General features: G+C 49.6%; 21 protein-coding genes. 16 read left to right on the forward strand and 5 right to left on the reverse strand.

All coding sequences use genetic code 11. From position 1 onward, the window contains the following. Positions 1–9 precede the first annotated feature (9 nt). Together EKM94_RS03730 and EKM94_RS03735 are read left to right on the forward strand one after the other, a co-directional pair. Positions 10–1,782: a sensor histidine kinase gene (locus EKM94_RS03730; protein ID WP_125597684.1), complete on the forward strand. Its 1,773-nt coding sequence runs from the start codon at positions 10–12 to the stop codon at positions 1,780–1,782. Positions 1,783–1,838: 56 nt separating this feature from the next. Then, positions 1,839–3,278, forward strand: a complete 1,440-nt coding sequence (locus EKM94_RS03735; protein WP_125597687.1) for a response regulator — start codon at positions 1,839–1,841, stop codon at positions 3,276–3,278. 352 nt (positions 3,279–3,630) lie between these two features. On the opposite strand, the gene EKM94_RS03740 is transcribed toward EKM94_RS03735, so the two are convergent. Then, on the reverse strand, positions 3,631–3,816 hold the full coding sequence (locus EKM94_RS03740; RefSeq protein WP_125597689.1) for a hypothetical protein: 186 nt from the start codon (positions 3,814–3,816) through the stop codon (positions 3,631–3,633). Positions 3,817–3,981: 165 nt separating this feature from the next. On the opposite strand from EKM94_RS03740, the gene EKM94_RS03745 reads away from it, so the two are divergent. Continuing rightward, positions 3,982–4,386 carry a hypothetical protein gene (locus EKM94_RS03745; RefSeq protein ID WP_125597692.1) on the forward strand — a complete coding sequence of 135 codons (405 nt, stop codon included), beginning with the start codon at positions 3,982–3,984 and terminating at the stop codon, positions 4,384–4,386. Between the two features lie 84 nt (positions 4,387–4,470). Here the strand turns inward: EKM94_RS03745 and EKM94_RS03750 are convergent, their stop codons facing one another. Further along, complete coding sequence (locus EKM94_RS03750) at positions 4,471–6,687, reverse strand: GH92 family glycosyl hydrolase (protein WP_125597695.1); 2,217 nt, start codon at positions 6,685–6,687, stop codon at positions 4,471–4,473. 54 nt (positions 6,688–6,741) lie between these two features. Next, on the reverse strand, positions 6,742–7,809 hold the full coding sequence (locus tag EKM94_RS03755) for a GntR family transcriptional regulator (protein WP_125597698.1): 1,068 nt from the start codon (positions 7,807–7,809) through the stop codon (positions 6,742–6,744). Positions 7,810–7,958: 149 nt separating this feature from the next. Here EKM94_RS03755 and EKM94_RS03760 point away from each other — a divergent pair, with 149 nt between their 5' ends. After that, on the forward strand, positions 7,959–9,251 hold the full coding sequence (locus tag EKM94_RS03760) for a glycoside hydrolase family 125 protein (RefSeq protein WP_125597701.1): 1,293 nt from the start codon (positions 7,959–7,961) through the stop codon (positions 9,249–9,251). On the opposite strand, the gene EKM94_RS03765 is transcribed toward EKM94_RS03760, so the two are convergent. Further along, on the reverse strand, positions 9,224–9,439 hold the full coding sequence (locus tag EKM94_RS03765) for a hypothetical protein (protein ID WP_125597704.1): 216 nt from the start codon (positions 9,437–9,439) through the stop codon (positions 9,224–9,226). The two genes, EKM94_RS03760 and EKM94_RS03765, sit on opposite strands and share 28 nt — an antisense overlap. 68 nt (positions 9,440–9,507) lie before the next feature. On the opposite strand from EKM94_RS03765, the gene EKM94_RS03770 reads away from it, so the two are divergent. From EKM94_RS03770 to EKM94_RS03800, 7 genes are all read left to right on the forward strand, one after another. Then, positions 9,508–9,789 carry a hypothetical protein gene (locus EKM94_RS03770; RefSeq protein ID WP_125597707.1) on the forward strand — a complete coding sequence of 94 codons (282 nt, stop codon included), beginning with the start codon at positions 9,508–9,510 and terminating at the stop codon, positions 9,787–9,789. Positions 9,790–10,042: 253 nt separating this feature from the next. Continuing rightward, positions 10,043–10,324 (forward strand): hypothetical protein, encoded by a 282-nt coding sequence (locus EKM94_RS03775; protein ID WP_125597710.1) that lies wholly within the window; start codon positions 10,043–10,045, stop codon positions 10,322–10,324. A gap of 110 nt (positions 10,325–10,434) precedes the next feature. Next, complete coding sequence (locus EKM94_RS03780) at positions 10,435–13,140, forward strand: alpha-mannosidase (RefSeq protein ID WP_125597713.1); 2,706 nt, start codon at positions 10,435–10,437, stop codon at positions 13,138–13,140. Positions 13,141–13,573: 433 nt separating this feature from the next. Continuing rightward, a complete protein-coding gene (locus EKM94_RS03785) occupies positions 13,574–14,443 on the forward strand; it encodes an ROK family protein (RefSeq protein ID WP_125597716.1) in 870 nt (289 codons plus the stop codon). Between the two features lie 531 nt (positions 14,444–14,974). Then, positions 14,975–17,506, forward strand: coding sequence for a hypothetical protein (locus EKM94_RS03790; RefSeq protein WP_125597719.1), 2,532 nt, complete (start codon positions 14,975–14,977; stop codon positions 17,504–17,506). 62 nt (positions 17,507–17,568) lie between these two features. Further along, on the forward strand, positions 17,569–18,201 hold the full coding sequence (locus EKM94_RS03795; protein WP_125597722.1) for a WxL domain-containing protein: 633 nt from the start codon (positions 17,569–17,571) through the stop codon (positions 18,199–18,201). A 40-nt stretch (positions 18,202–18,241) separates the two neighbouring features. Further along, on the forward strand, positions 18,242–19,297 hold the full coding sequence (locus tag EKM94_RS03800) for a DUF916 and DUF3324 domain-containing protein (RefSeq protein ID WP_125597725.1): 1,056 nt from the start codon (positions 18,242–18,244) through the stop codon (positions 19,295–19,297). Positions 19,298–19,545: 248 nt separating this feature from the next. Here the strand turns inward: EKM94_RS03800 and glpK are convergent, their stop codons facing one another. Further along, the gene (gene glpK, locus EKM94_RS03805) at positions 19,546–21,036 is read right to left on the reverse strand and encodes a glycerol kinase GlpK (RefSeq protein ID WP_125597728.1); all 1,491 of its coding nucleotides are present in this window, start codon (positions 21,034–21,036) and stop codon (positions 19,546–19,548) included. A gap of 173 nt (positions 21,037–21,209) precedes the next feature. On the opposite strand from glpK, the gene EKM94_RS03810 reads away from it, so the two are divergent. From EKM94_RS03810 to EKM94_RS03830, 5 genes are all read left to right on the forward strand, one after another. Beyond that, a complete protein-coding gene (locus EKM94_RS03810) occupies positions 21,210–21,845 on the forward strand; it encodes a histidine phosphatase family protein (protein ID WP_125597731.1) in 636 nt (211 codons plus the stop codon). 91 nt (positions 21,846–21,936) lie between these two features. After that, complete coding sequence (locus EKM94_RS03815; protein WP_125597734.1) at positions 21,937–22,164, forward strand: hypothetical protein; 228 nt, start codon at positions 21,937–21,939, stop codon at positions 22,162–22,164. 12 nt (positions 22,165–22,176) lie between these two features. Beyond that, positions 22,177–22,452: a hypothetical protein gene (locus EKM94_RS03820; protein ID WP_125597737.1), complete on the forward strand. Its 276-nt coding sequence runs from the start codon at positions 22,177–22,179 to the stop codon at positions 22,450–22,452. A gap of 59 nt (positions 22,453–22,511) precedes the next feature. Continuing rightward, on the forward strand, positions 22,512–22,940 hold the full coding sequence (locus tag EKM94_RS03825; RefSeq protein ID WP_125597740.1) for a hypothetical protein: 429 nt from the start codon (positions 22,512–22,514) through the stop codon (positions 22,938–22,940). Positions 22,941–23,013: 73 nt separating this feature from the next. Further along, positions 23,014–23,742, forward strand: a complete 729-nt coding sequence (locus EKM94_RS03830) for a GntR family transcriptional regulator (protein ID WP_125597743.1) — start codon at positions 23,014–23,016, stop codon at positions 23,740–23,742. Positions 23,743–23,813: the final 71 nt, after the last annotated feature.

A 23,813-nucleotide genomic window follows, 5' to 3' on the forward strand; every position in this document is an offset into this window, starting at 1 on the left:
GCGTCAACGATGTTCGAGAAATTGCGAGCGCAGCGGCGGACCAATAATTTAGCGCGGTTGGTGCGTCTGTATGCGGTGATTTTGATCATTGCCTTGACCATCGCCGCTAGTATTCTGGTGTTGATCCAAATGCGCAATTATAACAGCGATGTGAGCCAGGCCCGGGAGGCTAGTATCAATCGGGCCAGTGATATTTTGTATACCCGGCAACATGACACGGACACCAGCGCGGCCCGGTTGTCGGACTCCGCGGAGAAGTTGCGCAACTTGAATCACTTCTTCAGCGATTCGCCTAGCGCTTATTTGGAATACACCTTTGATCATGACATCAATGGCAGTTTCTATTATCTTCCCAATCAGTTGGGGTCGATTTTGCGCAACAATGATGATATCAAAGAAATCATTATCAATCCTGCCGGTGATAATCGATATTATGTGTTCAATTCGGCGGGCGGGCACGTGATCACATCCAAAAAAGCGCCAGATGTCCAAGGCGCTTTTACGGTCACTTCCAACCTGATCGATCCGACGAATCTGCGGACAGTGGCGACCTATTATCAAATTTACGATAATACCACTTTAAATGATCGGTTGGCGCAACTGACCGGGAAATATCAGGAGCAGCTTTTCGTGACCAGCTATAATGGTCAACAACTGTACCATTATGCTAGTGCGGGGGTGACCGCCGCAGAACAGCGCCGGGCGCGCCGGCGCTTGGCTCGCATCTTGAAGGGGAGTTCCTTTGACGCCCTGGAGCAGCTAAATGATCAGTTCGCCTTTCACTACGACTTGTTATCCGTCAACGGAGGCAACGCGGATTTCGTGATCATCGCGTTGAATAATCGCCGCAAACAGTTAGAAAATAATCTGCGGCGTGTTTCTTGGATCATTTTGGGCTGGGCGCTAATCACCACACTGTTGTTCATTATGTTGCGGCTGACCTTTAGTCGGTATCAGGAACAGTTGGGGCGGATCATGAAGGCGATGCGAGCGATCGGGAATGAGGAGCTGGCCTCGCGGGTGCCCGTACCGAAAAACGATGGCGAATTGCGGACCTTGGCCGATGGGATCAATGGGATGCTGGATCAGATCCAGCAGTACGTTCAGGAGATCTATCAGGTTCAAATTGACCAACAAGAGGCGAATATGCGGGCGCTACAGGCTCAAATCAATCCGCATTTTCTGTATAACACCTTGGAATATATTCGGATGAGTGCCTTAAGCGCCGGTGAGATCGAACTGGCGGATGTGATTTATAATTTCGCGACGTTGATGCGCCACAGTATTTCCACGGGCACAACCAACGCGACTCTAGCGGAAGAAACCCAATTCGTTGAGAAATACATCTATCTTTACCAGCTGCGTTTTCCGAAGCAATTGGCCTATCAGATCAGGCTGGATGAGGATATTTTACCAATGCGGGTGCCGAAGTTTACGTTACAGCCGTTGGTGGAAAACTATTTCGTCCACGGGGTTGATTTCAGTCGCGATGATAACGCGATCCGCTTACAGGGACACCGCCAAGATGAGGAAACGGTGATCATTGAGATCATCAATAATGGCGATCCGATCCCACCGGCGCGATTGGCGGAATTACAAACTTGGTTAGCGGCGACCGACCCGACGGATCCCACCGTTCTGACCCAAGAACCGGTCAAGTCGATTGGTCTGCGGAATGTGGCCGATCGGATCAAGAATTTCTATGGCACGAAATCACATTTGGAAATCAATAATAATGAGTATGGCGGCGTAACGATCCGGCTGATCTTGATCACGGGCTAAGCGTGTTCAAGTAAGCAGCGGCGAGCGCCACCAGCAAGAAAGCGAGGGGGAGTTCGATGTATCGGGTCATGTTAGTGGATGATGAAGTAATGATATTAAAAGGGTTACGGCGAATCATCGACTGGAGCGCGGCCGGCTTTGAAATTGTCAAAGTGGCCAGTTCTGGACAAGAAGCCTTGGATTTCTTGGCGCAACAAGCGGTCGATCTGGTGATCACCGATGTGACGATGCCGAAAATGAACGGGTTGACTTTGGTCAGTCAGGCCTTCGCGCAAGGTCATCATTTCTTGTTCGTGATCCTATCTGGCTATGATGAGTTTGACTATGCGCGAAAGAGTCTCCAACTAGGGGCGCTCAACTATTTGATGAAACCAATCGACACGCAAGAGCTGTCAAACACCTTGCTCGAGGCCAAAGAACGCTTGGACGCGTCACAAAAGCCGCAATATCCACAACAGCGGCTGCTAGATCACGCCATTCATGGTCAAGCAACAGACGCTGAACTGGTTCAATTAGGCCAAGAATCAGGGTTCGCCGATGTCGATCCCAATTCTTTCTATTTATTAGCATTCGTGGGTCTGGGCGGTGCGCAGGAGTTCATCAATTACCTGTTAAAAGTCAATCGGGAATGGTTTATGAACGCGGATGGCGCCCTCTATTTGTTGTTTGTCGGGTCCCGCTGGCAAGTTGATCAATTCCTGTTGAGCTTGCCGCGCGAATATGGCGCGCAAACGCAATTGATCGTGATGTCCGCCAGCTCAAGCGATTTTTCGGCGTTGGTGCCACGGTTTAACAGTGTCCAGCGCCGCATCAGTACCGCCAAGTTCTATGATCAGCGGCGCGGCTTGTTGCGCATCGATGAGCTGAATCGTGATCAGGAACAACATTTTCCCGAGTTGGATATCGCGCGCATTGACCAGCTGATCAACGCAGGCAATCGCGAAGAGTTGCAGGACTTGATCCAAGTGACCTTCATGGCGATGAGCCAAGCGCAGGCCGATGCTGATTATGTGCGCCAGGTCTCCTTCTGGTTCCTAGCGACACTAAATCGACGGCTACATTTCAATGAAACCTTCTACAATAACCAATTGGAATTGATCAACCAGCTCCATGATTTCAAAAAGATCCTTGACCTGAACCTCAGCTGGGTCGCCCAGTTAGAAAATTCAGCGATCCAAGATTATTCACCCAATGTCGCGGCGGCGATCCAGTATATTTACCTGAACTACCACCAGGATATCAATCTAGGACTGGCCGCGGATCAACTCCATTTGAGCAGTATGTACCTGGGCCAGTTATTCAAACAAGAAACAGGACAAACGTTTAGCCGGTTCTTGAACCACTATCGGATCGAGCAGAGCAAGTATTTATTGCGCAACACCAGTGAATCCGTCAGCGAAATCGGAATGGCCGTGGGATATAGCACGCCAAATTACTTCTTCCGCATGTTCAAGCAGGAGACCGATCAGTCGCCGAAAGAATACCGTCATGGCTAAAAAAAACGCTCCCGATTTCCAACCCCACGTCGGCTGGGAACAGTGCGGTACTGATCACGACGAAATTCATATAAAATTCACACTATGTTCCATATTAATTCATATTACCGTCTCCATTCGTTCGCAAAATTAGGTTATCATTATTAACATAGAAAGTAATAACACAACGTGAATAATCTATGAAGTTTCTCCAGCTTGATAGAGTTGTGTCAACGGCTTTCTACCAACCCAAACCTATATAATAATTGCTAGTTTTCTTCATTACTCCTTCCTCTATACTTAAAAATAGAGCCGAAACCTCACTTCCTGCCCAGAAGTGAGGTTTTTTGGTGTCTTCAGGCAAGTGCCGCTGCTATTTGAACCGACCTTGCGCTTGATTGCAGGTTTTTGGTGGGTGTTGCGCGTGAGCGCAACCGGGTCGGGCCATTTGTGCGGCTGGAACGCAGTGGGCGTCGTTTTGAGCCAATCCGCAAAGTGCGCGGCTTGTCTCAAAATCGAGCCTTATTCTAAGCGGCAAAGCCGCAAAGAATAATTTCACTGCTGAGCCGCATGGCCCGACCCGGTTGCTGAACAGAATTGAGCCTATCTGCAATCGAAGTTGAGTAGCTGACGAAGTGCTTTTGCAAGCTAGCGGTCAAAACCCATCACACTTTTTTTGTAGTACGGCAATGCCAACGGATTTTGATCAGGAGGTCGGGATATTTTGTGTAGGATGACCATCTCTACTCGTTTCCGTAACCAAACCTTGTGTGGAAGCCGACCGATTCAGTTAATTCACCAAAATTCTGCCCGAGTTCATCAGACAGACTGCACTGGTGTCACCAATTCAAAGCTGGTGACCACTAACCGCGGTCGTCAATTGCGTGGCTCCTCATCAATTGGCCATAGCTTGCCAGTCGGTGTGAGTGCTCAAACGACTGTTAAAACGTTGAGCGGCTGGAGCGGAGAAATTCGGGGTGAGATCGCCGTGAAATTGGCCTTAGCGGCTCTGCCGCTTAGGCCAAGGCTCAGCTTTGAGATTCGCGCGGGTTTCGCGAAGCTCAAAGTGATGCCCACAGCGAGCTCACCCCGAATTTCGCAGCGCAAGTTGCGGCCAACCTACTTTTAACCAGCAATTCAGCAACCCCAACCAAAAAACAGCCCCCGCTTCTCCATCAAGAAGAAACGTGGGCTGTTTGACGCGCAGGCAGGTCTAGTCGTCGTATTCTGAAATCGAGTAGGGCAGTTCAGCATCGGTCAGTTGATGCAAGCTTGGCGCTAAACCTAAGGTGGTGGTCAGCTCCCCGCCAGCCATCAGTTGCTCATAATCAAGATAAGTGGCAGTCACCGCTTGACCATTCAGACTTCGAGCTTGGACGAATTGATTTTGCGCTTCGTTGTTCAATGTGCGCAGGACCAAAGTTTTGTCAGCTGGCAAGTGCAGAGTAACTTGGTCGAACAGCGGGATCCCGAAAACAAATTGAGTTGAGCCCGGGGTGACCGGATAAATACCTAGCGCTGAAAGGACGAACCAGCCGGCCATTGAACCGTTATCCTCATCGCCAGGGAAACCTTGATAGCCGCTGTTGAAGGCTTGGGTCAGTAATTGTTTGACCAGCAATTGGGTCATCTCAGGGTGATCAACATAGGTGAACAAATAAGGAATGTGGAAACTTGGTTGGTTTGATAAGGCCAACTGTCCGAATTTCAGCGCGGCTAATTCGGTCATTTCATGGATCTCAAAACCATAGCCGCCAGTTTCGAAGGTGGCTGGCGTATTGACCAGCTCAACTAGTTTCTCGTAAAAGGCTTGTTTGCCACCATATTCGTTGACTAAACCTGCGATGTCTTGGTAAACCGCAAAACCGTTTTGCCAAACACTACCTTCGGTGAAACCGTGGCCCCATTGTAACGGGCGAAAATCAGGCGTGAAATTGCCTTGGTCGTCTTTAGGTCGGAGGAAGCCAGTGGCGGGATCGAACAGATGGCGATAGTTGCGGGCGCGCTCCCGATATTGTTTCGCCAGCAATAAATGACCGGCTTTTTCGGCGACGACGGCAATGCAATAATCGCTATAAGCATAGTCCAACGTGTGGTTGACGCTTTCGCCGTGGGTGCTAGGGACATAGCCGTACTTCAAGTAGTCGAGCGTGCCGCGGCGTCCGTACTTGTCGTCAGCGCTTTGGACGGTGGCGGCGTGGACCATGGCGTTCAAGAAGTCTTCCAATTGGTCGGGATTAAGCAGGTCTTTGCTGGCCGCGTCGGCAATCACGGCGTCGATCAGGGTACCTGGCATCATCCCGCGCTCGTCAGGGGACAACCATTTTGGCAAAAAGCCAGTTTCGTGATAACTGGTCAAGAAACCAGCCAACATGTCAGCCAGAATTTCGGGCGCGATCAGGCTGTAGAAAGGATAAACCGTTTTGTAAGTATCCCAAAAACCGTTATTTGTGTACAGAATTCCCGGTTTGACGGCGCGCGCCAAGGTGTCGTAATGATAGGGCTGTTCTTGCGCGTCAAGCTCGTAGAACTTCTGAGGGAAAAGGAACAGCCGATAGAGGGTGGTGTAAAAGGTTTTAACTTGGGCCGGATGGCGGTGGTCCTCAACGACGATCCGATCGAAGTAATCTTGCCAAGCCGCGGCTGCGCTGGCAGCTTGTTCGGCGAAAGTTGCGCTTTGTTGCCGGCGCAGATTAAGCTGTGCTTGGGCCAAGGACAAGAATGAGGTGGCTAAGGCCAACTCGTTGTCGGTTTCATTCAAATAAAAAACGAGTTGCAGGTCCGTTCCCGCAAATTCGGTTTGCGCTGCGGTGGCAATCTGTTCTGCTTGGTCGGTGGCGGTGCGGTAGCGCAACGGTTCTGCCGCGAACGAACCACTAAGCTGGATACTGAAATACATCGTGAAGTCGGGATCTTCACAGTCAGAGAAATTGATCAGCTGCCCTTGAAGCTGGCCCTGGTTACGATCGATCCGCACTTGGGCCCGTCCAGGCAGGGTCAGTTGATAACCCGCCTGGCGATTTTTCGGAAAACGGCTTTTGATCGTGGCGCCGTATGTGTTGGGCACCAAGGTCGAGTCGATGCTGTAATGTAAGTCATGCAGCTGCAATTTGGCGGGCGAGAAGAGGGCGTCTTGAGGTTCGAAGGAGCCAGCGTAGTCGTCGATGTGATCCGGGCCAACAGACTTAGTCACTGGCAGTAACAGCAAGTGGGAGAAGTCACTGACCCAAGGACTAGGTTGGTGGGTCAAGCGAAAGCCTTCGAAGCGGTGATCGTTGGGATTGAAGAACCAACTGCCGCGACTTTGGTCATTTTGAACGGTGTAATAATTCATGGCAAAAGGGACTCCGGTCAAAGGCAGGGTATTGCCATGGGAGAAGCGGTAGGTGTTATCGGTGCCTTGGCGAGTGTCGATCGATGAAATCTGCATAATATACTCCTTTTTTGTTGGTTATTCTTAGTTGTTGGGGTTGTTTGGCTGCGTTCAGCTACGTTTCTTAATGCTTTGCCGGGCGATCAGGTTAACGGGAACCGTGACTTGCTTGATCTCCGGATCGAAGGGATTGGCGATGCGTTGTTGTAATAGCGTCGCGGCTTGGCGACCGATCGTTTGGAAATCTTGGCGGATCGTGCTCAATTGCGGCCGACTGGTGGCAGTGCGGGTAATATTGTCAAATCCGATCAAGGAAAGGTCATCAGGAACTTTTAGGCCTTGTGCTTGGATGAAATCTAACACGTCCAAGGCCAGTAGATCGTGTTCGGTGACGATCCCCGTAATTTGATTCGCCGCGATGAAGGCGGGTAAAGCGGCGAAATCGTTCTCGGTCAGGTGTGTCGCTTCTTGCGGCGTGATCGCAAAGGTCAGATCCTGCTCCATGAGCGCCTGCAAGTACCCGAAGTACCGTTGCGCCACCGATGAATTCAGCGAATGGGCAAAGTGCGCCGTCGCTAGGAAAATAATGCGTTCGTGACCATTTTCGATCAGGGTTTGGGTGGCCAGATAACCGCCTTGGGTATTGTCGGCCACCACGGAAGGAATCGGCAGTCCCGCCGCGGTTTGATCGATCAAGACTAGTGGGATGTGGGCCAATGCGAATTTCTGCAATTGGACCAACTCGGCGGCCAAATCTTGCGGATAGTAAATGATGCCATCATATTTATCCGCGAAAGCCTGCGGATGATCGAAATCGAAGCTTTGATTTTCGATCACCGTCAATTCTTCCTGGTTGGGCGTTAAAACTTCCTTGATCCCGGTAATATAGTCACCTAAGCCAGATTCTGGCGCGAAGGGAATCACCAGCAAGATCTGGCCGGTTTTTGCCCGTAAACGCAAACCGCGGCGGACGAACGTACCACTGCCTTGGCGCCGTTGCACCAGACCAATGTCGGCCAACTCCTGGAGTGCCCGCTTCGATGTGATCCGGCTGACTTGGTATTGCTGGGCCAGTTCGTTTTCCGAGGGCAGTTGTTGGTTGGCCGGATAGTATCCTGACCAAATCTTAGCGCGTAAGTCCGCGAAAATCGTCTGATATTTATTCTGATTAGTGGCCATAGATCTTCACCTCGACTATTTGTAGTTGTTATGAACAATCATATATCATTTCTCCGTAAAAATAAATCTTTTTTTCGGAATTTTTACTGTTTTTCAGGTCTATTCATGATATACTTGGCTTGCAAAATAATATATCAAGTGGTGATAAAATGACAAAATCTTATGTAACGCCAGCCGTTCGCGATTTCGTGGCACATGTCAATGAACTTTGCGGACCGAAACTTCAGAATCTAGCGCAGATTTTTGATATTACCTTTACGAATACCTTAGAAACGACTCTTGAAGCCGACGAACACGACAATGTTTTCGTGTTGACTGGGGATATTCCCGCCATGTGGCAACGAGATTCCACCGCACAGTTGCGGCCCTATCTGATCATGGCGCAAACGGATCCGGCTGTGGCCGCTGTTATTTTGAAGGTGGTCAAGCGTCAATTCTTCAATATGGATCTGGATCCTTACGCTAACGCCTTCAACTTGACGGGCAATGGTCATGGTCATCAAAGCGACGCCACTGAAATGGGTCCATGGATCTGGGAACGCAAATACGAACTGGACTCCCTGTGCTACCCAGTGCAGTTGGCATACCTCCTTTATAAGAATACCGGTTTGACCGATCAATTTGACAACACCTTCGTTTCCGCTGTTAAAAAGCTACTTCACGTGATCGAAGTGGAACAACATCATGAAGAGGCCTCTACTTATCGCTTTGAACGGACCGAAGATCGTCCCGAAGACACCCTGACTCGTGATGGCTTGGGCGCGCCGGTTGGTTACACCGGCATGAGCTGGTCCGGGTTCCGACCAAGCGATGACGCTTGCGTCTATGGCTATTTAGTCCCAGCCAATATGTTCGCCGTCGTTATTCTGAACTACTTGAAGGAAATCTTCACCGAGATCGTGATCGATCCTGAAATTGCCAGCCAAGCCAACCAGTTAGCCACGGAAATCCAAGCCGGTATTGAGCGTTATGGCACGACCACCAACGCCGCCGGTGAAACCGTCTACGCATATGAAGTCGATGGTTTGGGCAACGCGGTGATTATGGATGACGGCAATATTCCTAACTTGATGAGCGCGCCTTACTTGGGATACTTGGCCGATGATGACCCAACTTACTTGGCCACCCGTAAAACGCTGCTGAGCCCGGAGAATCCTTATTATTACGCTGGTAAATTTGGCGCTGGGTTGGGCAGTCCCCATACGCCACCGCATTATATTTGGCCGATCGCCTTGTCGATCCAAGGATTGACGCAATCAGATCACGCCGAGAAGTTGCGCTTATTGCAGTTGTTGGCGCATACCACCGCCGGAACCAACATGATGCACGAAGGCTTTGATGTGGAAGATCCTCACAATTTCACCCGGGAGTGGTTCTCGTGGGCGAACATGATGTTCTGTGAATTATTACTGGATTACCTAGGCCTGTCCGTGAAAAAATAACCAGGTCTGTCCTTGAAGTTGCGCTTGATGGCAGAAGTGGTGGGTGTTGCGCGTGAGCGCAACCGGCTGGGACTGCTGTTGCGGACTGGAACGTGGTGGGCGCTGTTTTGAGCCAATCCGCAAAGATCGCGGCTTGTCTCAAAATCAGGCCTTGTCCTAAGCGGCAAAGCCGCCAAGGACAATTTCACCACTGAGCCGCGCAGTCCCAGCCGGTTGCTAGGCAGAATTGAGCCTATCTGCAATCGAAGCGAAGGATTTGACGAAGTGGTTTCGCAAGCTAGAGGTTAAACGATTTCCCGCTTTTGAGGTGGTACGGCAATGCCAACTGATTCTAGAGGCATGGACGCTATTCTTGAATCTGTTCTTGATGGCAGAAGTGGTGGTTGTTGCGCGTGAGCGCAACCGGCTGGGACTGCTGATGCGGACTGGAACGTGGTGGGCATCGTTTGAAGCCAATCCGCAAAGTGCGCGGCTTGTCTTCAAATCGAGCCTTGTCCTAAGCGGCAAAGCCGCCAAGGACAATTTCACCACTGATTGAGCTTATCTGCAATCGAAGCGAAGGATTTGACGAAGTGGTTTCGCAAGCTAGAGGTCAAAACAATCGCCCACTTTTTAGGTGGGACATCAAGGCCAACGGATTTCGGAAGTCTGGGCTTAGTTCTTAAATCTTCGTTTGATTTTAGGTGTGCTGGGGTTTGGATGTGAGCGCAACCGCCTCAGGACGTTTGTCGTAGGCTGAACATCGCTATTCGTTTCCGTAACAAACCGTGTGTGGGAACAGACCGATTCAGTTGATTCGTCAAGATTATGCCCAAGTTCATCAGGCAGTTTGCACTGGTGTCACCAATTTAAAGCTTGTAACCACTAGCCATGGCCGTCAATTGCGTGGATCCTCATCAATTGGCCATAGCCTGCCAATTGGCGTGAGTGCTCAAGCGACTGTTAAAACGTTGAGCGGCTGGAGCGGAGAAATTCGGGGTGAGATCGCCGTGAAATTGTCCTTGGCGGCTCTGCCGCTTAGGACAAGGCTCAGCTTTGAGATTTTCGGCGCCCTTCCGAAAAGCTCAAAGTGACGCCCACAGCGAGCTCACCCCGCCAGAACAAGCAATCCCAACCAAAGCTGCCGCGCCGCAGCGTTGCTGCGGATAATTTCAACATAAAGAATAATTGAGGAGAGATATTCATGACCAAGAAGAAAGTTTTCGTAATTTCGCATAGTCATTGGGACCGCGAATGGTACATGCCGTTTGAGAAACACCATTTACGTTTGGTGAAATTGCTTGATGAAGTCCTTGACTTGATCGACCACGATCCTAAATTCAATAGTTTCCAACTAGATGGTCAAGCCATTATTATTGATGACTATTTAGCGGTCCGCCCGGAAAACGAAGGCCGGATCCGCCAAGCTATCGCCGCGGGCAAATTGCGCGTTGGGCCCTTCTATGTCCTCCAAGATGATTTCTTGATCAGCCCTGAGGCCCACGTTAAGGACTTCCAAATCGGTCGCGCCACTGCGGAGAAATATGGCCCAATGATGGGCATCGGTTACTTCCCTGATACTTTTGGCAATATGGGTCAGACCCCGCAGATGTTGCGGTTGGCCGGGCTCGACGCGGTTGCCTTCGGTCGGGGTGTTAAGCCAACGGGGTTGAATAATCAGGTTTCAGAGGCGGCGTTTGAGTCGTCATTCTCAGAGATGAAATGGTCGGGACCAGACCAAAGTGAGGTCTTAGGGATCTTGTTTGCCAACTGGTATAGTAACGGCAATGAAATTCCTACCGATCCCGCGGCCGCGAAGATTTATTGGACGCAAAAATTGGCTGATGTGGAGAAATATGCGTCCACCGATAATCTGTTGATGATGAATGGGGTCGACCATCAGCCTGTTCAAAAAGATGTCACCAAGGCTTTGGCGGTGGCGCAAGAGTTGTTCCCAGATTACGAATTCATTCATTCTAACTTTGATGATTATCTGGCGGCGGTCAAGGCCGATTTGCCGGAGAACCTCAGTGAGGTCAAAGGCGAGTTGACGTCGCAAGAGACTGATGGCTGGTACACGTTGACCAATACGGCGTCGTCGCGAATCTATTTGAAGCAGAAGAACACGGAAGTTCAACATGAATTGATTACCGAAGCGACCCAGTTGGCGGCAGCCTTTTTGCCAGCGGCGCAATATCCTAAAGATCAATTGACCTATGCTTGGAAGTTACTATTACAAAATGATATTCACGATAGCATCACTGGCTGCTCGGTGGATGAGGTCCATCGCGAAATGATGACCCGCTTCGAGAAGGTTGAGGCAATCGCCCAATCGATTCGTGATGAGGCGCAAGCGGCGTTGACTGGACAAATTGACACCAGCGTTTTCCCAGAAGGGACCCGCCCATTCGTGCTGATCAATCCTAGCGATATGCCGAAGACCGGCACGGTCAAAGTGGAAGTCGAGTTGGATCGGGCGCTCTTTGCGGATGGGAGTCCAGACGCACAATTTGCGAAAATGCAGCTGATCGAGCAACGGAAGCGGCATTATCAAATCATTGACGCGAATGGTCAACCACAAAGCGGGCGCATCACCGACTTCACCACGCGTTTTGGCGCTGACTTACCGGAAGATCGTTTCCGCGTGCCGTACATGGCGGTTTATGCGGAAGTTGAGGTTCATGTGGATGAACTGCCTGCTTTCTCCTGGCAAACTTTAGCGCTCCAAGAAGTGAAAACGCCACGGTATTACGCGGATCGTGATCAGGGACGCATCATCACGAACGGTCATATTTTGGAAAACAAGTGGATAAAAGCAGAGGTCTCACCAGTTGATGGCAGTTTGATCATTGTGGATAAGCCCAATCAACGGACCTATACTCGCCAGGCGATTTTCGAGGATGTGGGCGATATGGGGAACGAATATATCTTCAAAGAAACCGCGGATCAACGACGGATCTACTCGACAGATCAAGCACCAGTCCTCCACGTTTTGGAAAACAACAGTCAACGGGGTGTGCTCGAATTGACCGCCACGCTGGAGATCCCAGTCGGAGCCGATGCCCAGTTAGATTACGAACAGCGCGCGGTCATTGACATTACCCACCGGCAGGCGCGGCGCAGTCAAGAAACCTTGAAGCTAGTGTTGCGGACCGAAATCACTTTGGATCGCGATTCCCGTCAACTCAGTTTCAAGGTCAGCTACAATAATCAGGCGAAAAATCACCGGCTACGTGTTTTGTTCCCGACTCAGATCAACAGTGGCGAAAATGAGGCTGAATCGATTTTCGAAGTGGTCAAACGACCAAATGTACCAAGTCGCGAGTGGGAGAACGAGACCAACCCGCAACGGCAACAAGCCTTCGTTAATGTCCATGACAGTTCGACCGGCGTGACCGTGGCCAATTATGGGTTGAACGAGTATGAAGTGCTGCCCGAAGATGGCACGATTGCCTTGACTTTGCTGCGTTGCACCGGTGAATTGGGCGATTGGGGCTACTTCCTGACTCCCGAGGCCCAGTGCTTAGGCGCCCAAACCGCCGAGTTCGCCTTGCTTTTCCATGGCGAGACAGAAGCAGATCGCATGACCACTTACCGCTTGGCCCGGGCCAGTCAGATCCCAGTCTTGAGCCAATGGCTGGAACGTCATCCAGGCGACCGAGGCACTACTGGCCAATGGATGAGCCTTCAAGCAGAGGATCACGCGTTTGCCGTTACCGGAATTGAACAAGATGCCCATGGAAAAATAATCGCACGCGGGTATAATATGAGTCAGACCGACAAAAAGGTGACGCTCAAACATGGCGCCGACACCGGTGAAGTGGTGGACTTCCTAGACCGACCAATGCCACTAGCCGCAGACACCAAACTACGCGGCGCCGAAATCCGCAGCTACCGATTTAATAAGTAGAGAGTGCGAGCCGACCTGGGCAGCTTCTGAGCATTAGCCTAGCAAGGATTTTGGAAGCCGCACTTGGCTTCCGGAATCCTAGCGTAGCTAAGCGGAAGAAGCTGGGTCGGTGAGCACGTTTCAAAACAGAGTGCGGAGCGCAACGGGTTGACTTCGAGCATTAGCCTAGCTCTTGTTTTGGAAGCCGCACTTAGCTTCCGGAACAAGAGCGTAGCTAAGCACAGAAGTCAGTTGCGCGCAGCACGTTTCAAAACAGAGTGCGGAGCGACCCGGTTAGCTTCTGAGCATTAGCCTAGCAAGGATTTTGGAAGCCGCACTTGGCTTCCGGAATCCTAGCGTAGCTAAGCGGAAGAAGCTGGGTCGCGCAGCACGTTTCGATAGCGCACGAACCACCTAGTTCCACAAGTATGTTTAGAGTGAAAGAAGGATTACCATGACACAATTATTAGGCGGCATCGAGGCTGGCGGGACGAAGTTTGTTTGCGCGGTCGGCGATGAAACCGGCGCGGTTATCGCCCGGGATAAGTTTCCTACTACCACACCTGAGGAAACACTCCAACAAGTTTATCGATTTTTTGATCAGTATGACGTAGCCGCGATCGGCGTAGGTTCGTTTGGTCCGATCGACATTGATCCCCAATCAGCGACGTACGGTCACATTACCGATACACCGAAATTAGCGTGGAAAAACTATGATTTCTTAGGCGCGTTGCAACAGCATTATCCTCAGGTAAAATTCGTTTGGACAACTGATGTGAACGTGGCGGCCTATGGCGAATATCTGAAGGGTGCTGGCGTCGGCAAACAAAACATTTGCTACATCACTGTCGGCACCGGCATTGGCGTGGGCTACATTTCTCACGGTCAGCTCTACGGTGGCCGCAGCCATCCCGAAGGCGGCCACATCATGATGCACCGCGCGGCTGGCGACGATTTCGCTGGCGTCTGTCCTTATCATGGTGACTGTTTAGAGGGGATCGCCGCCGGGCCGGCGATCGAACAGCGCAATGGCAAAAAAGGCCATGAAATCGCGCCAGACGATCCTTTCTGGCAAATCGAGGCCTATTACCTGGCGCAAGCCTGCATGACCTACACCTTGACCTTCTCGCCGGACATTATCGTCTTCGGCGGCGGCGTCAGCAAACAAGCCCAGCTCTTCCCGATGATCCGCGCGGAATTTGCTAAGCTGATGAACAATTATGTGCGCGTTCCTGACTTAGACCAGTATATCCAGCACGTGAAACTCGGCGATGACGCCGGGATCGTGGGCAGTTTGTTGGTCGCAGAAGACGCGATGAAGTAAATTGAATTTGAAAGTTGACGAGTAGATCACTTCGTTGGAGAAGATATCCCAAAGCGGATATCTTCTTTTTTCGGCTCTTCAGCAAATGGTGTTGGAAAAATGCCCCTAAGAAAGTTAAACGTGTCTAAATTGCATAAAACAAATAGGATCGTTCAATCGATTTCGGCGGCTTGTTAATATAAAAGCTGTATTATTCTAATTGGACATTATATTATCACTAGCAATTGTTCAATGATGATTCATTGAAATTCGGCCGGAAATCTATTGGGGAATCTGGTCAAGATCATGAGAGAGCGGATGCCTGCTTGATGACGATCAGCCAAGCGAGAGGAGGATGATGCGACGGGGTTGTTAAATGTGCATAAAACAACTTGACATTTTTGTAACCACCCAATAGAATTGTGGTTAATGACTGATTCCTGAATTTATATTTATAGTATAAATAAAGTGTCCAGACGTTCTTACTTATTGGGTGGGATCTGCTAGTCTAAACATATGGAAACAAGCTACGTTACGAAGTGGGGGAGCACAATGTGGCGGCGTTTTGTACATTATTTCAAAATAAAAACCGCTGACGATGCTAAAAATCGGCTTAATAGTCAGTCTGTTTCGCCACGGTTATCGGTTAAACGACAATGGGTTCTTTTTGCGTGCCCAATTATTTTCGCCGCTTTTTTTGGCGGCCAAACGAATACCCAAGTGACCGCGGTACCTTTTCCCACGGATACGACCAATAATTATCTGCTCGGTGTTGGCTCATACTTCAGCGCGTTTGCCGCAGATGATTTGGTCATCAATCCTAGTTCGATCACTCAATTTGAAGGCCGCTATGCCGGCAAGAATATTTCTGTGAGTACTGATATTTATAATTGGGGTGATACGTATCATTGGTTTGATCTTAAACGTTTCGCACCAGCCTTGGTGACCAACAGGGTGAACGATAATTTGTTTCATTTATTAAACACTGAAGCTATCATTAGACCAGGTTCTGATCCACAGGCGCCAACATATATCCAAGCGGTGATCAATAATTTAACGATCCCAACTGATCAATCGGTTGATAACGATTCGTTGATTTGGAAGCGCCTGATCGAAGTGCCAACCAATCAGGAATCAACGGACATGAAAGATCGGACCTATCAAAAAGTTGGTCAGGTTGATTATTTTAAGGATAATGCTAATTCAATGGCGACGGCATATCAACAGCAGACGGGGGAAACCATTTCCTTGGATCCGACGGATGACGACGCTAGTAATTACTTCACCGCGGCGGCTTCACAAATCAATGAGATTTCCAAGTATTATCAATCGTTTACTGCAAACCAAGAAGTTGTCGCGAATTTCACGCCTGCTAAAGCGGAGCCAGAAGTCACGGACGCGACTACCCCAGAAATTGGGGCAACCTTAAGTGGTGGTGATACCGCCGACCCGATCTTAACCATTAATTTGCCGGCCGACTATCAAACTTCCTATTCCAAAAAACCGCCGTTGATCTTTGCTAACCTTTCTGGCAAACCCCAAAATATAACAATCAATATTAATGGCTTGGCAACGGAGATGAATCTGAATGCCGAAGAAGAAGGACAGGGACACGAGATTTATCCCGCTTTCAAATATGCGCCCTATATTATCTTTAACTGGAATGGGATAACGGATACGATGTCATTTGGTTGGGGTGGTAAGTTTACCTTTAACGTCACTGATCAGAATGGCAGCGAGGTCAAGGCTGATGAAGCTACCAAGGCAGCCTTGAGCGAGGCAGGTCTTTCGGAAAACTTGGCGACTGGTGTGACGAATAATCAGGTACTGTCTAGTCGGATTCTTCATAATTTCCCTACGGCTACTACCAGCGACGGTAACTTTTTGTTGATTCAGAACAGCGATGCTGACGGTAACTTCTCCGGTAGCGTTTTGGCACCTAATGCCAGTTTCAAAATCGGTAATGCGCAAACCTATTTCTTTGGCAACGTCATTTCGGGTAAGAATGTGACGATTGAAAACAATATGAAACCAGTTCGTGTGATTTCGGGGAATTTCAACGTCAGTGAGCTACCCACGGACACTGTGGAAGAGATCGATCCGAACTTGCGCTTGACCAAGGTCACGGTATCACAGGGTGAGAAGAATACCTCGTCGGTTAGTTTCGATGGTAAAAAGGCTGGCGCCGAATATAACGCAGACTACTTGACCGGCCCCTTGAACTTGAGCCTATCTTTGCACCCCAATCAGATCGATTATCAAATTTTTTATCGGTTTCTGGCGGGGGCAACGCCAGGATGGCATCAGCTGGAATTGCCGAAGCACGATTATCAAGAAGAAACAAACGAGCTGACCGACTTCAAAGTGGCTGACTTAGCTGGTTATCAAGCAGGAATCCAGCCAACGACAACGACCAATGGTTTGTCAGCAAGGGAAGCGGCCTCCTTTGACCCGCTAACGTTGAAAGATGGGAACGGTCAGGTTCTGGAAGCCAAAACACTGGGTGTGCAATTGGCTAGGAACAATCAGCTAGAACTCGTCGTCGTACCCAAGCATGAGCTAAACGGGTCTAACGCAGTGATTACGGCGACCAACTTAGATGATTTCTTGCAGCGGACCGGTGAGAAGTATCCACCATTTCTTTTGACATTAAGTGAAGCGGGAAATTTGCAGGTGACCTTACCTAACTATTTCCCTTGGGTTCAAGAGACGACAGGCTCCTTCAGTGCACAATTACCAGTCACGATTCGCAATGATTGGAATTTACCCGTGACCCTTGATTTGGAACGTAATGAGGACGAAACATTACTCAATGCGCTCAAGTCAGATGAGTCAGGCACCTATTCGATTTTTGATCAGGACATCCAGGTACAGTTGGGGTCTGATTCAAATTCGTTAACCAAAACCAATCAAGTCTTCCCGGTCTTACCCACGGCCCCACCACAACCCTTCTCAGGGAACGTTTCGGTCAACTTAACGATTCCGGCAACGATTGCGCAGAAGTTGATGCGGCAAAAATACCGGGTGCCACTGCGTTGGACATTGTCTTACGAAACACAGCAGAAAACAGCAGACTCTTCGTAATTTAATATTATTTTGGAACAAATCAAGTCATCAAATCAATCACTATTATTGGAGGAATTATCATGAAAAAAATGAATCAGACAAAATTGGTAGCACTAGCATTAGCCGTCTTATTGACTGGAAGCGGGATCGCAATTGGTACAACAAGAGCGGCAGATGAAGATGCCGCGAATGAAAGTACACTAACCGGCAATTCTGTCGGCGAATTTGAGGTTACTGGTGGCGCGCTGAACTTGGTCAGTGTCCCTGATATGCGCTTCGCCTCGGTCACAGTCAGTGACTTACTCACTAAGGAAACAACCACAGCAGCTTATCAAGATGCGGAAGTTACTAAGGCTGATGCTAAGAAATCGAATGCGCTAACAGTTGAAGACTATCGAGGTACAGGAGATTCAAGTTGGAAAGTTACCGCACAATTAGGAGCCTTCACTAACGCGGATGCGGAGCCGATTGTGGGTAGCATTAACTATAAAGGTGATAATAAGGCATCAGGTAGCATTATCAGTGATAAAGCGACCGATGTTTGGTCAGGGGCGGTCGCTGCCACCAACGGGAGCGGTCAAGTGACGGCTACCACCGCAGCTGATGGGACTTCGTTAACGCTAGAAAAACCAGTAGGCAAGGTTCTGACCGGAAGTTATGATGCTGATATTACATGGACACTTAGTAATACGGCGAGCACCCCAACTGAGTAATCAGGTTGTTTAGCTTAACTTGAGAGAGAATAGGAATTTTATGGGGAAACTAAGGAAATATTTATTCGTCTGTTTAGCCATCTTAGCAATGTTGTTGATGCATCCTGGTCGACCAGTGCTGGCGGCTGATGGTGCAGGTTTTACGATGCAGGTTGTTGACCATCCCAAGCAGTATCGCCCAGATGTGACTTATTTTGACTTGTTGGTCAAGCCTAGCGAACAGGGACAGCTCTCTGTTCGTCTGCGGAACCAAACGGCAAAGCAGATCAAGGTAGAACTGGCTGTTCACAGTGGTTACACCAATGAAGCTGGTTATGAGATGTATGATCTGGCAAAGCTAGGAAAGCGTAGTACGGCTCCGTTCCAACTGAGTCAAATTTTCGGCGGGTCGCAAGTGGTTGAACTTGCTGGCAATGCTGATAAGGTAGTTTCTTTCGCCTATCAGATGCCAGACCAAGCCTTTACTGGGATTCTTGAGGGTGCGGTTTACGCCAAGAGCTTGGCTAAATCAGAGCGGCAAGAAACTAATCAGCGCGGTTTCTATCTCCATCAGAAATATGCTTTGGCATTGGGACTGGTGTTGCGCGAAGACGTTAAGACGAAAGTACGCCCAGAGCTGAAAATGGGTAAAATTAGCACCGCGGTTGACAGCACGGCTAGTTTTAGCCCGGCGGTGACTGCTAATTTAGCCAATGTGCAGCCACAAATCTTGACGGCGCTGACAATCAAGGGGCAAGTGCTTGATCAACAAGGTCAGAAACTTTATCAAACGAAGAAGACTGGTCTGGGCATGGCACCCTCGTCGAATTTCAACTTTCATATCGCCACCGACAATCAACGTTTGCAAGCAGGGAAATATCGACTGCGAATCGTGGCGACCAGTCATGATCAGAAGTGGACCTTCGAGCAGCCGTTTACGATTACGCGAGCACAAGCGGCGAAGGGCAATGAGTCCTTAGATGCGAATAAAAGGAATAAATGGGGTCTGCGAATTGGGCTGAGCTTGCTGGTGCTACTCATCCTTTATTTGATTTACCGATGGGGTAGAAGACAAGGCAGAAAGCAGCAACAACCGGTCTCTAAGGATCAGTCCTGAACCACGATTGAGCGAGTTCGGTCGGGCCTCGATCCAGTTCGATCAGTGCCCTGACCAATTTAATGACAACAATCAAATAACGCCGTACCCCATCCTAGTTCAGCTAGTTGGGTACGGCGTTATTTGGCTTTGTAAATATTATTATGAAAATATCTTAACCCGCAATTATTGAAAAACGGTTCTGACATTTTTGATTCCTTAATGGCATGACCCACAGCAACTTTCAAATGTTGCGTAACTAGTCAGCTTTAAAACATTCGCGTCGCTTTGACCGCGCGCTGCCAGCCGGCGTAAAGGCGTTGCCGATCCTGCGCTTTCATGACTGGTTCGAAGGTTTGACCAATTTGGAAGATCTGTTGTAATTCGTCGGTGTCCCGCCAGAAACCGACAGCCAGTCCCGCGAGAAAAGCGGCGCCCATCGCGGTTGTTTCTAGGTTCTTAGCTCGTTCGATCGGGATGTTCAACAAATCCGCTTGGAATTGCATCAGATAGTTGTTGTTGGCAGCGCCGCCATCAACGCGCAGGGCGGGGATCGGCAGACCGGTATCGGCGTTCATGGTGTCGACCACATCGCGGGTTTGGTAGGCCAAGGATTGCAAAGTTGCCTTAATGAAATCGTTCCGGGTGGTGCCGCGGGTTAGTCCGAAGACGGCGCCGCGTGCGTCGCTGTCCCAATAAGGGGCGCCTAAACCGGTAAAGGCGGGGACCACATAGACCTCATTTTGACTTTTCGAAGCGAAGGCGGCGGCTTCTGAGGCGGGGGCGGAGTCCAACAGCTGCATACTGTCGCGCAACCACTGCAAGGCCGATCCGGCTACGAAAACCGAGCCCTCCAAAGCATAATGAACTTGACCATTGATCGCGTAACCAATCGTGGTCAATAAATTGTTTTGCGAAATGGTCGCTTGCGTGCCGGTATTCATAACAATGAAAGAGCCGGTGCCATAGGTGTTTTTGACCATGCCTTTTTCCAAGGCTAGTTGGCCAAAGAGAGCGGCTTGCTGATCGCCTGCGAGACCGGCGATCGGCACAGAACTGCCGTAGAAATGGCGCGCCAGTGTTTGTCCGTAGATCTGCGAATTAGGGACGACTTCCGGCAACATTTCTCGAGGAATTCGCAATAAATCTAGGATTTCCTGGTCCCAGTCTAAGGTGTGAATGTTGAAAAGCATGGTCCGACTGGCGTTGGTATAGTCGGTGACGTGAACTTTGCCGCCGGTCAACTTCCAAACGAGCCACGAATCGATCGTCCCAAATAGCAATTCACCGCGCTCCGCTTTCTCTTGGGCGCCGGGAATCCGATCCAGTAGCCACCGGATCTTGGTTGCTGAGAAGTAAGCATCGATGATCAAGCCAGTACGCTGATGGATGAAGTCGTCCAAACCTTGCTGCTTCATTGCAGCGGCTAATTCGCTGGTTTGTCGCGATTGCCAAACAACCGCGTGATAAATGGGTTTACCTGTATTTTTGTCCCAGATCACCGTGGTTTCCCGTTGGTTGGTGATCCCAATGCCCTTGATTTGTTGCGATTGGATCCCAGATTCGATAAAGGCCGTGGCAATCGTTGATAAGACTGCGTTCCAGATTTCATTAGCGTCGTGTTCGACCCAGCCAGGTTGGGGGAAGAATTGGGTGAATTCTTTCTGAGCGTCGGCGACTTTATTGCCCGCGTGGTCGAAGATGATCGCCCGGGTGCTGGTCGTTCCCTCATCAATGGCCATGATATATGATTGACTCATGATTGTTATTCTCCTAGGTTAAGCGCCGCGCAGGGTCACTTATGGATTTATTCCGAGGCGACGATGTAATCGTTTGCACCGCCCCGCTTTCTATTCTACCTTATTTTACCTGATTCAAACACCAACGTTAAAAAATGTTATGCTAAAGCTAGTAAGTTGTAAGGAGAATAAAAATGACTGAGTTATATTTTGTCCGCCATGGGCAAACCGAAAACAATTTGAATAATCTCATGAACGGCGGCAGTGTTGACAGCCCTTTGACCGACAAAGGAATTCGCGGCGCTCAGGCTGTTGGCGCCTTTCTGGAAGCGACGACGTTTGACCACGTCTTTGTTTCCCCACAACGCCGGGCGCAAACCACGGCCAAATTGATCATGCGTGGCAATGATCATCCCGATGTGCCCACCACGATCCTCGAAGGGTTGCGCGAGTTTGACATGGGCGCTTGGGATGGACTCCCATTTACCGAACTCCCGCAAAATCAATTGTTTGATGATTACATGAACCATCCAGAACGCTATGATGCCAGTCAAACCGGTGGTGAAAGTTATCCGCAACTGATAATGCGCGGGCAACAAGCAATCAAGCAAGTCGTGAGCAGTGTTCCCCTGGGAAAAGTGCTGGTGGTCAGCCATGGCGTATTATTGCGCACAACCTTGAACACGCTTCGGGGCTATCCATTGGCGCAGGTCCGCACAGGGGAACCACTGGTGAATTGTAGTGTGACCAGGTTCTCGGCGCAACTTGATCAGCAGGGTGAACCTGTTTATCAGTGTTTGAGTTGGAATCAGCATGATTTTCTGGACTGATTGGGGCTGGGGGGATTTCTGTTCTTGAACCTGTGCTTGATTGCAGGTATGGTAGGGTGTTGCGCGTGAGCGCAACCGGCTGGGACTGCTGTTGCGGACTGGAACGTGGTGGGCATCGTTTGAAGCCAATCCGCAAAGTGCGCGGCTTGTCTTCAAATCGAGCCTTGTCCTAAGCGGCAAAGCCGCCAAGGACAATTTCACCACTGAGCCGCGCAGTCCCAGCCGGTTGCTGAACAGAATTGAGCCTATCTGCAATCGAGGCGAAGGATTTGACGAAGTGCTTTTGCAAGGTAGAGGTCAAATAATCGCCCATTTTTGAGGTGGTACGGCAATGCCAACAGATTCCAGAGGAATGGGCGCTATTCTTGAACCTGCGCTTGACTGTAAGTCTGGCGGGTTTGGTGGTGACGCAACCGCCTCAGGACGTTTGTTGTGGCTGGAACGCGGTGGGCACTGTTTTGAGCCACACGTCCTGCGGCGGTTGCTAGGCAGAATTGTACCTATCTGCAATATGGGCGAAGAATTTGACGAAGCGATTTGGCAAGATAGAAATCCAACAATTGCCCACTCTTTAGGTGGTACGGCAATGCCAACGGATTTGGATTAGTAGGTTGGTTCGATTTGCGTTGGTCGAACATCTTTAACTAATCCCCGAATAATCTTTGGGTGAAACCGACTGATTCAATTGATTCACTGAGAATCAGACCTGTTCATCAGGCAGACTTCACTGGTGTCACCAATTTAAAGATCATAACCACTAACCACGGCCGTCAATTGCGTGGTTCCCCATCAATTGACCATAGCTTGCCAGTCGGCGTGAGTGCTCAAGCGGCTGTTAAAACGTTGAGCGGCTGGAGCGGAGAAATTCGGGGTGAGATCGCCGTGAAATTGTCCTTGGCGGCTCTGCCGCTTAGGACAAGGCCTGATTTTGAGACAAGCCGCGTACTTTGCGGATTGGCTCAAAACAGCGCCCACAGCGAGCTCACCCCGAATTTCGCAGCGCAAGCCGCGGACAAACTACTTTCACTCCGCAAAAAAGGAGCAATCCCACTCAAACCCGCGAGATCGTCCATTCTGCTCTTGCAATTATGTTAAAGTTCTGTCATATTTAAGCTTAGTAGGTCTATCTTAACTCATTCGACAAATAACGATGGATAGGACGTAAGCAATGGCTGATTTAGTTTATCGCCAGCTTTTGGGCAGTCTTAAAGATAAGATTCTGGCTGGTGAATTTCCCAATATGAAGTTACCTGATGAGCGTTCGCTGAGTGAACAGTATGAGGTGAGTCGCAGTACGGTCAAGCGGGCGTTAAGCATTTTGGCCGATCAGGGCGTGGTTTTTAAGAAACGTGGTTCGGGTACGTTTATCAATCCGCTGTATTTGAAGAATGATTCGGTCTTCCATTACAATAATGGCTCTAACTTAGGAATTACCGACAGTTTCCAGATGAACGGGCGTAAACCTGGAATCAAGTTATTGAAATTCGAAGTGGTTCGACCAGATCCGGAATTGAAGCGGGATCTGTTCCTGAAGAATGATGACTTCGTTTATGAGATCAAGCGGTTGCGGCTGTTTGATGATGAGCCGTTCATGATCGAAACGGGCTATATTCCCATCAAGATCGTGCCGGAACTTTCGGAAAAGATCGTCTCCAGTTCGATTTTCAATTATTTGCAACGGGAACGCAATCAAGCGGTCACTAAGTCTTACTTAACGATCTCGGCGGAGCCTTCAACGGATGAGGATCAAGCGCAATTAGGCTTGACCCCAACAGAACCAGTGGGAATCATGGCGGGGGTGTTCTTCCTCGATGATGGGACCCCGTTTGAGTATTCGCGGATGCGACTGCATTATCGCTATATGAAATACAATACTTTTGTCACGTTAGATGATTGATCATGAGGCAAGAAATTCGGTTTTTATTGACGAATTTCTTGTTTTTTTTGTGACTTTTCGCAAAGATGACA

The organism is Lapidilactobacillus achengensis, from assembly GCF_003946655.1.
In the GTDB taxonomy this organism is placed as follows: Bacteria; Bacillota; Bacilli; order Lactobacillales; family Lactobacillaceae; genus Lapidilactobacillus; species Lapidilactobacillus achengensis.

What these genes read in the sequence shown, in the direction of transcription:
- EKM94_RS03730 (WP_125597684.1), top strand. Translation starts at nt 10, where the DNA reads ATGTTCGAGAAATTGCGAGCGCAGCGGCGGACCAATAATTTAGCGCGG.
- EKM94_RS03735 (WP_125597687.1), top strand. Translation starts at nt 1,839, where the DNA reads ATGTATCGGGTCATGTTAGTGGATGATGAAGTAATGATATTAAAAGGG.
- EKM94_RS03750 (WP_125597695.1), bottom strand. Translation starts at nt 6,687, where the DNA reads ATGCAGATTTCATCGATCGACACTCGCCAAGGCACCGATAACACCTAC.
- EKM94_RS03755 (WP_125597698.1), bottom strand. Translation starts at nt 7,809, where the DNA reads ATGGCCACTAATCAGAATAAATATCAGACGATTTTCGCGGACTTACGC.
- EKM94_RS03760 (WP_125597701.1), top strand. Translation starts at nt 7,959, where the DNA reads ATGACAAAATCTTATGTAACGCCAGCCGTTCGCGATTTCGTGGCACAT.
- EKM94_RS03780 (WP_125597713.1), top strand. Translation starts at nt 10,435, where the DNA reads ATGACCAAGAAGAAAGTTTTCGTAATTTCGCATAGTCATTGGGACCGC.
- EKM94_RS03785 (WP_125597716.1), top strand. Translation starts at nt 13,574, where the DNA reads ATGACACAATTATTAGGCGGCATCGAGGCTGGCGGGACGAAGTTTGTT.
- EKM94_RS03790 (WP_125597719.1), top strand. Translation starts at nt 14,975, where the DNA reads ATGTGGCGGCGTTTTGTACATTATTTCAAAATAAAAACCGCTGACGAT.
- EKM94_RS03795 (WP_125597722.1), top strand. Translation starts at nt 17,569, where the DNA reads ATGAAAAAAATGAATCAGACAAAATTGGTAGCACTAGCATTAGCCGTC.
- EKM94_RS03800 (WP_125597725.1), top strand. Translation starts at nt 18,242, where the DNA reads ATGGGGAAACTAAGGAAATATTTATTCGTCTGTTTAGCCATCTTAGCA.
- glpK (WP_125597728.1), bottom strand. Translation starts at nt 21,036, where the DNA reads ATGAGTCAATCATATATCATGGCCATTGATGAGGGAACGACCAGCACC.
- EKM94_RS03810 (WP_125597731.1), top strand. Translation starts at nt 21,210, where the DNA reads ATGACTGAGTTATATTTTGTCCGCCATGGGCAAACCGAAAACAATTTG.
- EKM94_RS03820 (WP_125597737.1), top strand. Translation starts at nt 22,177, where the DNA reads ATGCCAACAGATTCCAGAGGAATGGGCGCTATTCTTGAACCTGCGCTT.
- EKM94_RS03830 (WP_125597743.1), top strand. Translation starts at nt 23,014, where the DNA reads ATGGCTGATTTAGTTTATCGCCAGCTTTTGGGCAGTCTTAAAGATAAG.